The sequence below is a fragment of the Mangrovivirga halotolerans genome (assembly GCF_026241165.1).
GTDB lineage: Bacteria > Bacteroidota > Bacteroidia > Cytophagales > Cyclobacteriaceae > Mangrovivirga > Mangrovivirga halotolerans.
In genome coordinates this window covers 593,997-606,027 of the sequence record NZ_JAPFQN010000003.1, presented here as the reverse complement: position 1 = coordinate 606,027, position 12,031 = coordinate 593,997, and the positions used below count along the sequence as shown (strand labels likewise).

Annotated in this window: 12 protein-coding genes and 1 tRNA gene; 8 read left to right on the top strand and 5 right to left on the bottom strand. The window is 37.0% G+C overall.

Annotated elements, in window-relative coordinates; translation table 11 throughout:
- From OO013_RS06630 to OO013_RS06610, 5 genes are all read right to left on the bottom strand, one after another.
- Positions 1-214: four helix bundle protein (locus OO013_RS06630; protein ID WP_266055916.1), on the bottom strand; the 214-nt coding region annotated here is incomplete at its 3' end.
- A gap of 104 nt (positions 215-318) precedes the next feature.
- A tRNA-Leu gene (locus tag OO013_RS06625) sits at positions 319-402 on the bottom strand.
- Between the two features lie 66 nt (positions 403-468).
- A complete protein-coding gene (egtB, locus tag OO013_RS06620) occupies positions 469-1,746 on the bottom strand; it encodes an ergothioneine biosynthesis protein EgtB (RefSeq protein ID WP_266055915.1) in 1,278 nt (425 codons plus the stop codon).
- Between the two features lie 153 nt (positions 1,747-1,899).
- Entirely contained in the window at positions 1,900-2,205 is a 306-nt protein-coding gene (locus OO013_RS06615) for a rhodanese-like domain-containing protein (protein ID WP_266055914.1), read from the bottom strand.
- 13 nt (positions 2,206-2,218) lie between these two features.
- A complete protein-coding gene (locus OO013_RS06610; RefSeq protein ID WP_266055913.1) occupies positions 2,219-3,616 on the bottom strand; it encodes an MBL fold metallo-hydrolase in 1,398 nt (465 codons plus the stop codon).
- A gap of 176 nt (positions 3,617-3,792) precedes the next feature.
- Between OO013_RS06610 and OO013_RS06605 the strand changes: the two genes are divergently transcribed.
- The 8 genes from OO013_RS06605 (at position 3,793) to OO013_RS06570 (ending at position 12,031) form a co-directional block, all read left to right on the top strand.
- Positions 3,793-5,718 carry an endonuclease gene (locus tag OO013_RS06605; RefSeq protein WP_266055912.1) on the top strand — a complete coding sequence of 642 codons (1,926 nt, stop codon included), beginning with the start codon at positions 3,793-3,795 and terminating at the stop codon, positions 5,716-5,718.
- A 122-nt stretch (positions 5,719-5,840) separates the two neighbouring features.
- The gene (locus OO013_RS06600) at positions 5,841-6,386 is read left to right on the top strand and encodes a hypothetical protein (protein ID WP_266055910.1); all 546 of its coding nucleotides are present in this window, start codon (positions 5,841-5,843) and stop codon (positions 6,384-6,386) included.
- A gap of 30 nt (positions 6,387-6,416) precedes the next feature.
- Complete coding sequence (gene murI / locus OO013_RS06595; RefSeq protein ID WP_266055909.1) at positions 6,417-7,226, top strand: glutamate racemase; 810 nt, start codon at positions 6,417-6,419, stop codon at positions 7,224-7,226.
- A gap of 132 nt (positions 7,227-7,358) precedes the next feature.
- On the top strand, positions 7,359-8,456 hold the full coding sequence (locus OO013_RS06590; RefSeq protein WP_266055908.1) for a complex I subunit 1/NuoH family protein: 1,098 nt from the start codon (positions 7,359-7,361) through the stop codon (positions 8,454-8,456).
- On the top strand, positions 8,456-9,187 hold the full coding sequence (locus tag OO013_RS06585; protein WP_266055907.1) for a 4Fe-4S dicluster domain-containing protein: 732 nt from the start codon (positions 8,456-8,458) through the stop codon (positions 9,185-9,187). The genes OO013_RS06590 and OO013_RS06585 overlap by 1 nt, the downstream gene beginning before the upstream one ends.
- Positions 9,187-9,711, top strand: coding sequence for an NADH-quinone oxidoreductase subunit J family protein (locus tag OO013_RS06580; RefSeq protein WP_266055906.1), 525 nt, complete (start codon positions 9,187-9,189; stop codon positions 9,709-9,711). The genes OO013_RS06585 and OO013_RS06580 overlap by 1 nt, the downstream gene beginning before the upstream one ends.
- Positions 9,698-10,003 (top strand): NADH-quinone oxidoreductase subunit NuoK, encoded by a 306-nt coding sequence (gene nuoK, locus OO013_RS06575; protein ID WP_266055905.1) that lies wholly within the window; start codon positions 9,698-9,700, stop codon positions 10,001-10,003. The genes OO013_RS06580 and nuoK overlap by 14 nt, the downstream gene beginning before the upstream one ends.
- Before the next feature lie 3 nt (positions 10,004-10,006).
- A complete protein-coding gene (locus OO013_RS06570; protein WP_266055904.1) occupies positions 10,007-12,031 on the top strand; it encodes an NADH-quinone oxidoreductase subunit 5 family protein in 2,025 nt (674 codons plus the stop codon).

Genomic DNA, 12,031 nt, shown 5'->3' with positions numbered 1-12,031 from the left:
ATACACTCCCTCTGGAAATTACCATGAAATGTTTACGATCTTTTGGAGTGAATCTGGACGACCCCTCAGCTATATTTAAAGCAATACTCATTGAAGCCCTGGAAAGCTGATCCCTGGTTGTTCTGTCAAACTTGTTTTCGTTAAGTAAGGATCGAATTAATTTCCTGAAATTTTTGGATCGATGATAAACAGTTAACTTTTGAAAATCAAACATCTTGTTTGGTTGATAAATTTGAAAAGAGTGAGAGTGTGAGTGAGTATAGAGAAAACAGTATCGAGAATTCTCGCTCTCGCTCGCACTCTTGATACTGTTTTATGTGCCCAGAGCGGGAGTCGAACCCGCACGCCCTAACGGACACATGGCCCTCAACCATGCCTGTCTACCAATTCCAGCACCTGGGCAGTGCTAATCAGGGCAGCAAAACTATTGCATATAGTAATATTTTCCCAACCTGAACTTATAATTTTTTAAATATATTCAGCTAGCCTCAGTCCGGTCATCCAAAACCTATCTGTAGGAGATACCCCAAGGCGGCAAGTATTCCTTATAACCTCAGAAGAACTTAATGAGGATCCTCCTCTGACAACCTGAAGCCCTCCTGCTACTGGCCGCATGAATTTACCTAATGGCATTGATGTCGTTTTATAACCAGGATACACTGACATCGGACTGCTTGTCCATTCCCAGCAATCACCATAAAACTGAAATGCTTTCTCTACTCTGGCCAATGGATGAAATTTCTTTTTCTCTAGAAAATTCGCAGTCTCTGGTATTTCCTCTCTTAGCTTTTTACAAGCAACTTCCCATTCATACTCTGTAAGAAGTCTTTTACCTCTCCACTTTGCAAATGCTTCTGCTTCGTAATAACTAATGTGTGCTAGAGGTTCATAAGGATTCAGCTTATCATATCCTCTAAGTGTGTATTCATACCAGCTTTCTTCTCCCTTTTCCCAATAAAGCGGACAGTCTATATTATTCTGTTTTATATATAACCATCCTTCTTCAGTCCAGTAATCTTCTTCTTCATAACCATCGGCTTCCATAAACTCCAGGTATTCACCGTTCAACACTAGCCTGTCTAATACCTGGAATGCATCAAGATAAACATTATGTTGTCCTCGTTCATTATCGAAAGAGAAGTGATTATTCTTCTTGCTGCCTATCTCATAAATTCCATCATCAAACTCCAGGTAATTTTCTTTGAAGATTTTTAAATTCGGTTCAATTCCTGAATCAAACTCATGATATATTGGCTTAAATGGGTTGCTTCCCAATAGAAATTTAATACCATTGAGCATTCTCTCAACGTGGTTTAATTCGTGATTAATTCCGACATAAATCAGAAATTCAATTTCTTTAGTTTTGTCCTTATCGTTTTCAAACAAATCAAGCATGTGTTGATCTACATGATTACGATATTTAATTATCTCTTCGACAGATGGCCTACTATATTGGATGGACTGTTGTTTCTTTTCAAAGGTTTCGGAATAGGTAAGTCCTGTATTAAACCACTTCTCTAATTCAGGTCTGAAGAAATTATAATTTTTTTTATGAGGTTGAAGCACAAAATATTCAAAAAACCAGGTTGTGTGCCCCATATGCCAGGCAACAGAATGATGATCGAGATTGGGCTTAACGTAAAAATCTCCGGGATTTAACGGAGCAGTTAGTTCCAGAACCATATCCCTGACTTTCAGGAATTTTTGACTGAGTCCGGAAACATTTAAAGCTAGAACTTTTTCCATAGGCTAATTGTCTGATTTGAAAAATAACTAAAAAAAGGGAAAAATACAGTTCCCAAACTGTGTCCATTATTAAATAACCTGACATAACACAAAAAAACCGGCTTTTCTTTCAAAAAACCGGCATTCTTTTAATTTTTAATTAGTCATTTTCCTTTATTCTGTTTCGCCTTCCCAGTCAAGCATACCTCCGTCAAGATTATATAAATGAGTAAACCCTATTGAAGACATATACTGACAAGCCTTTCCGCTTCGATTTCCACTACGGCAAACCATCAAATATTTTTTATCCTTGTCTAATTCAGTGATTCTTTCAGCAAAATCCTGATCCATTATATTCATCTTTAAAGCTCCGGGAATAATTCCTTCTTCCCATTCCTGTGGAGTCCTAACATCAATCACAACTGTGTCAGGGCCTTCCATCAGTTCTTTAGCTTCTTCTGTATCGATATCTTTATACATGATTGCTGATATATTAGTTTATTACCTCTGAATCAGAAACGATTTTCATTCCTGTTTGTTTAATCTGATTAAATCCGCCAATTACATCAGTCACAGTTTGATATCCTCTTGCTTTTAATATTGAAGCGGCGATCATACTTCTGTATCCTCCACGACAAAACAATGTCAGATGCCTATCTTTAGGGTATTCATCCTGCCATTCTGTTATAAAATCAAGCGGTTTTAGAGGAGATCCATCAACATGACTTGTTTCAAACTCTCCAGGTTTCCTCACATCCACAGGCTGTTGAATGTTTTCGTAAGAGCCTGCAAAAGTTTCAGCATCTATCCTGTTAATTATCTGAACTTCTTCTCCAGATTCTATCCAAGAGTTCATGCCACCTTTAAGGTACCCTAGTGTATTATCATATCCAACTCTTGAAAGCCTGGTCACAGCTTCCTCTTCCCTTCCTTCTGGAGTGATCAGTAAAATAGGCGTATCCAACTCTGATATCAATGCTCCTACCCAGGGTGCAAAACTACCATCAATACCGATGAATAATGACCCAGGAATTGATCCCTTTGCGTATTCATCTGCTGTTCTTACATCAAGAACTAGCGCGCTATTATTAATATAGTCTTTAAATTCATCTATCAAAAGAGCTCTTGTCCCTTTTTCAAGAATTTCATCAAGACTTTTAACTCCTGATTTATTTAATTGAGCATTCTTTGCAAAGTATTGAGGTGGTGGCATGATACCACATGTCACTTCTTTAATAAAATCCTCCTTTGAAAGATCTTCAGCCAGAGCATAATTAGTTTGTTTCTGATTACCCAGAGTATCAGAAGTTTCATTACTCATATTCTTACCACAAGCTGACCCGGCACCATGAGCAGGATATACAATAATATCATCAGGAAGATTCATGATCTTTTCTCTCAAACTATCATAAAGCATTCCGGCCAGATCTTCTCTGGTCAGATCTGACTTGATTGCCAGATCGGGCCTTCCAACATCTCCTATAAATAAAGTGTCCCCTGAAAATATTGCACGTGGTCTACCTTCTTCATCGTACATTAAATAACAGCTGCTTTCAAGTGTATGCCCCGGGGTATGTAATAATTCGAATTTCAATTTCCCAACTTCAAAAACATCACCGTCTTCTGCCTCAACTATATCATAATTTGTTTTTGCCCCGGGACCATAAACTATTTTTGCTCCGGTTTTATCGGCAAGCTCCAAATGACCCGACACGAAATCTGCATGAAAATGTGTTTCAAGCACATATTTTATCTTTGCCCCAGAACTTTTAGCCCTTTCAATATATGGCTTTGTTTCCCGTAACGGATCTATTACTACCGCTTCTCCTTCAGACTCTATATAATAAGCTCCCTGCGCTAAACAACCAGTATATATTTGTTCTAACTTCATGATATAATTTTAATTCAGATCGCAATTTAATAAAATTTCAGATTCCTTCTCAGCTTAAAATACTTGATGTTAGTTGAATCTTAATAAATAATTAATCTGTCAAATTTTCTTTTTCTAAAAGAATATATTTTATTCGCGAAACTTTCAATCATCTATCAACCAAACATTTACACCTGATGAAACTCTTTTCTTATCGATCGATCATGTTATTCATCGTTTCAATTTTCCTGAATAACATAACTCACGGCCAGATTTCCAATGGATCATTCGAATCGTGGACAAGCAATTCGCCTGAGGAATGGACGACAATAGATAATGGAATCACAATCTCTCCTTCCTCCTTTATCCGCTCAGGTAATTATTCTGCAAAAGTCACGGTAATGACAAACAGCCAGAGCAGCACAGACCTCAGACAAACTATTTCCGTGACACCGGGCCAGTCTTATACATTTTCAGTTTGGGTTTACCACACAGAAGGTAGTGTGGCAGCCAGATTATATGTGGATGGTTACCGAAACTATTCCAACGAAAACATTACCGGTCAATGGCAAAAAATCGAATATGTTTATACTCCTACTACAAGTTCAATCGAAATCGGACTTAGATTTTATGACCGTAATGGATTTGATGGAAACGAAATAGTTTACGTAGACGATTATCAGCCCTCATCCTCACAATTACCTCCCGGTAACGGAGATAGCTGTCTGGAAACTGAGATAACTCTATCACTGACAACTGATAACTATGGCTATGAAACATCCTGGATCCTAAAAGATCAATCTACAGGAGCTACAATTTCTTCGGGATCACAATATCAAAGCAACAAAAGTTATACTGAATCTTTTTGTCTTCCTGACGGGGATTATTCTTTTACAATCTATGATAGCTACGGTGACGGTATCTGCTGTTTTTATGGATATGGAAGTTATTCACTTGACTATAACGGTCAAACCATCGTTTCAGGGGGTGACTTTGGGGGTTCTGAATTGACTTATTTTAGCATAAGTACCGGCAGCAATAACGGTGGAGGAAGCACATTAGATGGGTATTATAGTAGTGCAGATGGCTTAAGTGGTTTTCAACTTAAATCAGCTCTTCATACGATCATCAAGGACTCCCACACCCCGAGATCATATAGTTCAATTTGGAATTTCTATTCCAGCAACAGCAGAGATATTTATTACGAAAATGACAATTCACTTTTAGACATTTATAGTGAAAACCCAAATGGTGCCGATCCTTATGTCTATACTTCCACAAACTCACAATGCGGAAATTATAGTGGAGAAGGGGATTGTTATAACCGTGAACATTCTTTTCCAAAAAGCTGGTTTAGCAGTTCTGCCCCTATGGAATCTGATATCCATCATATATTCTTAACAGATGGCTATGTCAATAGCAAAAGAGGTAGTTATCCCTATGGTGAAGTAGGCTCTGCATCTTACATTTCTGCTAACGGCAGTAAACTAGGCTCAGGAACTTCGACATCTGGATATACAGGAATTGTATTTGAACCAATCGATGAATTCAAGGGAGATATAGCCAGAGCCTATTTTTACATGGCTACCAGATATGAAGACCTTATAGCGGGATGGGAAAATAATAATGCTTATTCTGATGCAATTCTTAACGGTACTTCTTCAACTGCATTTGAACCATGGGCCGTCCAATTATTACTAAACTGGCATATCAATGATCCGGTAAGCCAGAAAGAAATAGCAAGAAATGAAGCTGCCTACCAATATCAGGGAAATAGAAATCCTTTTATAGATCATCCCGAGTTAGTTTCCAATATTTGGGGTAATTCATCTTCCCGGCTAAAAAGCAATAAGGAAGTATTAAATATCAGATCAATTAGTCAGGATCAGCAACAAAGAAATTACCAGATTCAATATTCGGAAAACAACAATGAATTGATTGTAAAAGTTAAAAAGAATTATACAGGTCAGCTTTCAATAATTAATTTATCGGGACAACAAGAATATTTAATTAATGTAGATCAACCTGAAACGAGGCTTAAAGCAAATCTAAAAGCAAACACTATATACTTATTTCACTTTGACAGTGAAGAAGTCGATCACACAGTTAAATTCATATATTAGAAATTAAACAGAAAGTTTATAAGGGCTTGCAATATATTGCAGGCCCTTTGTATTAAGAACCAAATAAAAGCTAATTCAAAACTTTATTAACTTTGGCGTCATCAATCCGTTTATCAAATTTGATGATCAAGTTAAAGTTTATTTTATTTTTCTTTGCTACAACTTTGAGTATGGATCTTTACTCTCAAAATGTTTGTGGTGCCAAAAATGACCCGGTTTATGCAGCAGACATTATTGTCGGCAGGGCGGAATATGACAAGTACAAATTAGAAGAAAAGGCCTATCAATTCATCGAATTATATTTTGAAGAAAAAAATAACGATTTCGTTGTAAGTGATAGCGTAATATTCATTCCATTAAAACTTTTTCTATACGAGCTGGCCTCGCCAGAAAACAGAAAACCGGTTTACGATTCTTTAAGAATACTTGATAGCTATAATTATTTTGAAGATTATCAAGATCCACTGATACCTCATAGCAACAAAAACATATACCAGGAGGCAAATGTGCTGTATTTCTCAAAACCGGAAAACAATACTTTAACCGCTATGGTAAAAGAAAATAATGCAGAAACCACGTATTTTCTATTCATATTCGATAAAGAAAAGAACCTGAAAATGGTCAAAAGTGTAAATTCAGCTATAGATTCTGATAGATTTTCAGAGTAATTTTTTAATCTTTGTTGCAAATTACTTTCGATGCAAGCAAAACAACCTATTGGTATTTTTGATAGTGGAATTGGAGGCCTTACTGTCGCCCGTGCTGTAAAAGAACTGCTTCCAAATGAGCAAATCATATATTTTGGCGATACCGCTCACTTACCCTACGGTGACAAATCAACTGCAGCTATACAATCTTATTCAGTAAAGATCAGCCAGTGGCTTCTGGAGAAAAAATGCAAAGTTATTTTGATTGCCTGTAATTCAGCCAGTACTGCTTCTTATGATCTAATCAGAGAATACACCGGTAAAAAAGCAAAAGTTTTTGACGTTATAAATCCGGTGATCGATCATTTGAGGGAAAAATACAGAGATAAGAAAGTTGGCTTGATTGGAACTATGCAAACAGTTAATTCTGGTGTTTATCAGAAAAAAATAGACGATATCAAGGCAAATATTGATTTTTCATCATTAGCTACCCCTTTGTTGGTGCCAATGATCGAAGAAGGTTTTCATAAAAAAGAAATCACAGAGGCGATTATCTCAGAATACCTTGAAAACCCTGTATTGAAAGATATTTCAGCCTTGATCTTAGGTTGTACGCATTATCCTGTGATCAAAGAAGAAATTCAATCGTTAATTGGAGAATCAACTGATGTAATAGACAGTAGTGTGATAACTGCTAAAGCATTGAGAGGCTATTTGGAATACAATAATCTTCTTAATGAAAAACCTGAGGGAGAAGATCACTTTTACGTTTCAGATTATACGGCAAATTTTGAATTCAGCACTCGTTTTTTCTTCAAAAAAGAGGTTCATCTTGAAAAATATCCATTGTGGGATGATTAGGTGTTGAGTTTATTGTCATTTAAGCAATTCAGTATTACATTCGTATTAGAATTCAACTAACAATTAAGCCCCCGAACAGTTAGTTGAAACATTAAATAAAAGTTAAACGCCTAAACCTATTTTTACGGCGATATGATAAGCTTTTTATTCTTTTTAGGGTTTCTTGTATTTTATGGTCTGATAGCTATTTATGCAGAACGTAAGATCAGTGCTTTTATTCAGGATCGCTACGGCCCGATGGAAGTAGGCTATAAAGGTCTGTTACAAACTTTCGCAGATATTCTAAAATTGCTTCAAAAGGAACATATTTTCACTTTTGCGGCAGATAAACCATTATTTGCAATAGCACCAACTATTATATTCGTTGCAATGTTTGCTGCATTTGCTGTCATTCCTTTGAGCGTAAACATCACTGGATCTACCGTAGCGACAGGCGTTTACTATGCAATTGCCATCGTATCACTTGACATATTAGGTATTTTAATGGCCGGATGGGGGTCGAACAATAAATATGCAATCATTGGAGCTTATCGATCAGTTGCCCAGATCGTTTCTTATGAAATCCCCCTAGGATTAGCAGTTCTTGGCGTCATAATGATGAGTGGTACTTTAGACCTCCAGGAAATAAGTATGCAACAGAGTATATTTTACGAAAGCGCTACTAAGAACACCGAAAGCTATTTATTCGGGCTTAAATTTTTAGGAATCAATGTTGGAAAATATGGAGGGATATTATCCTGGAATATATTCAGAATGCCTCCACTCATTATAGGGTTTGTAATCTTCTTTATAACCTCCCTGGCGGAAAGTAACCGGGCACCCTTTGACCTGCCTGAAGCTGAATCAGAACTTATTGCCGGATTTCACACTGAATATTCAGGCTTTAGATTTGCCATTATCATGCTGGCAGAATATGGAGTAATGCTCTTAACCTCATTTCTAGCGGTGGTTTTATTCCTGGGTAGTTGGAGTACACCACTCCCAAATATAGGAGCACTTAAATTAGCAGAATGGACATCAGGTACTCCGGGCTCTATATCAGCTGACTTATGGGGTATTTTCTGGTTATGTCTGAAAGCTATGACACTTGTATTGTGTCAGATCTGGATCAGGTGGACATTCCCACGTTTAAGAGTAGACCAATTAATGAATTTAGGTTGGAAATATCTTACTCCTGCAGCTTTGATTATTATATTTATTGTCGGACTTTGGAAATTGGCATTGTTGTGATGAAAAGAAAAGGAGCAAATAACACATATTTTGGAAATATAACCGAGGCTTTTGACACCCTGATTACAGGTTTAAAAACTACCTGGAAGCACATACCTCTTGCCAGAAAAAAACGAAGCTTAGAAAATGTCGACAGCGAAAAGTATTTCGAAAAACAAGAGGGTTTATTTACTGTGCAATATCCCAGGTTTGAAATGCCTGTTCCGGAAAAAGGACGATATCAGCTTCATAATGAAATAGAAGATTGCATTGTATGTGATAAATGCGCCAAAGTTTGTCCGGTTGACTGCATTGATATAGAACCTGTAAAAGCAACTGAGGAAATCGGCAAAACATCTGATGGAACTCCAAAGCGTATCCATGCAGCCAAGTTTGATATCGATATGGCTAAATGCTGTTTTTGTGGTTTATGTACTACGGTTTGTCCTACTGAGTGTCTGACAATGTCCCAGGATTATGATTACAGCACTTTTGATATTACAGATCACAATTTCCCTTTCAGTAAGATGACAGAAAAAGAGATCAGTGATGCAAAAGCCGACCTGGAAAAAGCAATGGAGGAGAAAGCAGCAATGGCCAGGGAAAAAGCTGAAAGCAGAGCAACTTCAGAAAGTAGTGAAAAGTCTGCAGACTCCACTAAACCCAAAGCTGCTAAGCCCAAGTTTATTCCAAGGCCGATGAAGAAAAAGAAAGAGGGTAATAATGATGACAACAAAAAAGAAGATAAATAATGCTTGATGCAGGAACCATAGCAGTTTACTCTTTCGCAGTCATTACTGTAATCAGTGCCTTATTTGTGTTAATTACCAGGCATATTTTACATGCTGCGTTTGGTCTGTTGGTATGTTTGTTAGGTATAGCAGGTCTTTATCTTTTGGCCGGGGCAGAATTTTTAGGTGTAACTCAATTGCTGGTTTATGCAGGAGGTATCCTTGTTTTAATAATATTTGGTATCATGCTTACCAACAGGGCTGATGGAAAAACCATCAAAGCAGGTAATCATCGTGTAATACCCGGAATTCTTGCCGGTTTAGCAATTTTTCTATTATTCACACAGATCTATTCTCAAAGTAGCTTTCGTGATTCATTGAGAAGTACTGATAACAATATCCCTTTAATGGGGCATCCTGTAGAATCACTTGGAGTAGAAATCATGACACGATACTTACTTCCATTTGAATTAATTGCAGTCATTCTGCTGGTGATACTTGTTGGTTCATTATTTATATCGAAAAAGGAAAATGACACAAATTGAATTATATTTTCTGGTTAGTATCATTCTGTTTTGTATCGGAATTATGATCGTTTTGATTAAGAAAAACGGCATTATGATTCTTATGGGAATAGAACTTATGCTTAATGCAGCAAATATTAACTTTGTGGCTTTCGCGATGAAGTCACCTGAAGCTATTCATGGAATAATGTTCAGTTTATTTTTAATAGTAATGGCTGCTGCTGAAGCTGCCGTAGCTCTGGCTATAATTCTCAGGGTTTACCGCTTTTACAAAACTACTGATGTCGACGAAATCGCTGATTTAAAAGGCTGATAAATGAAGCAAAACGATTTTATTATAAATATTTTGATCATATGCGGTTGGCTGATTCCCCTCTTGTGTGGTATATCAGGCATATTTTTAAAGAACCGTAAAAATTCAGGCCTCCTTGTTTCTGGTGCTCTTGCTATAAGTACCCTGATACATTCTGTAATATTTTTCTTTTTGTATAAAGGAAATGAAATTATTGCAGGTATACCATGGTTAAATATTGGTAAACTGAATATTTCCCTTGATATCTGGGCCAACGATGCATCAATCAGCATGGCATTACTGGTTTCGTTCATTGCTACCCTGGTTTCGTTTTTTTCCAGAAAATATATGGAAGACGAACCAAGAATTCATCATTACTTTTCTTTTCTCGGTTTTTTCACCTTTGCAATGCTCGGTATTGTATGGAGTGAAAACTTGTTCCTGATGTTTGTTTTCTGGGAGTTAGTCGGACTGGCGTCTTACCTGTTAATTGGATTCTGGTATACCAAACCAAGTGCAGCCAAAGCAGGCCTTAAAGCATTCGTGATGAACAGAATAGGGGATTTTGGTTTTATGGCCGGAATGGGGATATTATTTGCTATATTTCATGATCTTTCTATTACAAACCTGGCTTCTGATTACCTCAATACTTCTCCTGAAAATGAAAACATCTTCTGGATAATACTTGCCGGGCTCGGGATATTTATGGGAGCAATGGGTAAATCTGCTCAATTCCCTCTTCAGGTCTGGTTACCCGATGCTATGGAAGGCCCAACACCTGCCTCGGCATTAATACATGCTGCGACCATGGTTGCTGCAGGTGTCTATATGCTTTCCAGAACAGTATTTTTATATATCGGATGGGTGAGTGATTTTATAGTTATAATCGGAACAATCACTGCATTAATAGCTGCCTTTTCAGCGATCAAACAAAATGACATTAAAAAAGTCCTTGCTTTTTCTACAATTTCTCAGCTGGGTTATATGATCGTAGCTGCAGGAACAGGTTCGGCAGGAGCAGCCATGTTTCACTTATTCACTCATGCATTTTTTAAAGCAGGATTATTCCTGGGAGCAGGTGCAATAATATATTATATGCACCAGAGAGAGCATTCCGAAAGTGACCTTCCTAAATATTTTGATGCCCAGGATATGCGATTTATGGGAGGACTGAGGAAAATAAACCCGATATTATTTGTTGGATATACTATAATGACCGCTTCTTTATGTGCTATTCCATTTAGTTCAGGTTTTTTATCTAAAGAAAGTGTCATAAAACATGCTCTAATTTATGCACAGGGAGGCGATTTCAGATTTTTGGTTCCTGCAATATTACTCATTACTTCAGGGCTGACAGCCTTTTACATGGGAAGGCAATGGTATTTAGTCTTCATGGGAAAAAGCCGTCTTAAAAACAATACTTCATTCAAATTACAATCACTTAGTACGAGTGATAACAAACAATTAATTTTCCCAATTGCGATACTTGCTCTACTTTCGCTTTGGATACCTTTTTCAATAAACCCTTTTCATGCAAATGAAATTAGTTTATTTAGCTCCCTGACTTCCTACCCTCAAAATATTGAATATTCAGCTCCTACATGGCTACCTGCTACTGCAGTTATTCTTACTATTATAGGATTATCTGCAGCAATCTATGGTTTAACCAGAAGGAGAATAAGTTACGCCTCTCCTACCTTCACTTCTAAAACACCATTTTTGAAGTTAAGCAGGGAGCAATTATATTTTAATGACTTTTACAACCTATCCATAGTTCCCGGCACGATCAAATTGGGGCGTTTTTTGGAAAAAGTTGATATGAAGGTAATTGATGGAATTTTACATGCAATTACCATAGGAACCGTGATCATAGGCCAGATTACAAAGGTCATAGAAAAATATTTTATTGATGGAATGGTCAGAATGGTGGCTTATATCAGTGGAGTTACTGGTAAAATCACCAGGCAAATGCAAGGAGGTAGGATACAACTCTACATCTTGTATGCTGTGATCTCTATCGTATTTTTAATGTTAATGTTTTACCGCTAA

Excerpts from the sequence above, each read along its gene's own strand:
- OO013_RS06585 (WP_266055907.1), top strand. The coding sequence starts at position 8,456 with ATGAAAAGAAAAGGAGCAAATAACACATATTTTGGAAATATAACCGAG.
- OO013_RS06610 (WP_266055913.1), bottom strand. The coding sequence starts at position 3,616 with ATGAAGTTAGAACAAATATATACTGGTTGTTTAGCGCAGGGAGCTTAT.
- egtB (WP_266055915.1), bottom strand. The coding sequence starts at position 1,746 with ATGGAAAAAGTTCTAGCTTTAAATGTTTCCGGACTCAGTCAAAAATTC.
- murI (WP_266055909.1), top strand. The coding sequence starts at position 6,417 with ATGCAAGCAAAACAACCTATTGGTATTTTTGATAGTGGAATTGGAGGC.
- OO013_RS06580 (WP_266055906.1), top strand. The coding sequence starts at position 9,187 with ATGCTTGATGCAGGAACCATAGCAGTTTACTCTTTCGCAGTCATTACT.
- OO013_RS06600 (WP_266055910.1), top strand. The coding sequence starts at position 5,841 with ATGATCAAGTTAAAGTTTATTTTATTTTTCTTTGCTACAACTTTGAGT.
- OO013_RS06590 (WP_266055908.1), top strand. The coding sequence starts at position 7,359 with ATGATAAGCTTTTTATTCTTTTTAGGGTTTCTTGTATTTTATGGTCTG.
- OO013_RS06605 (WP_266055912.1), top strand. The coding sequence starts at position 3,793 with ATGAAACTCTTTTCTTATCGATCGATCATGTTATTCATCGTTTCAATT.
- nuoK (WP_266055905.1), top strand. The coding sequence starts at position 9,698 with ATGACACAAATTGAATTATATTTTCTGGTTAGTATCATTCTGTTTTGT.
- OO013_RS06615 (WP_266055914.1), bottom strand. The coding sequence starts at position 2,205 with ATGTATAAAGATATCGATACAGAAGAAGCTAAAGAACTGATGGAAGGC.
- OO013_RS06570 (WP_266055904.1), top strand. The coding sequence starts at position 10,007 with ATGAAGCAAAACGATTTTATTATAAATATTTTGATCATATGCGGTTGG.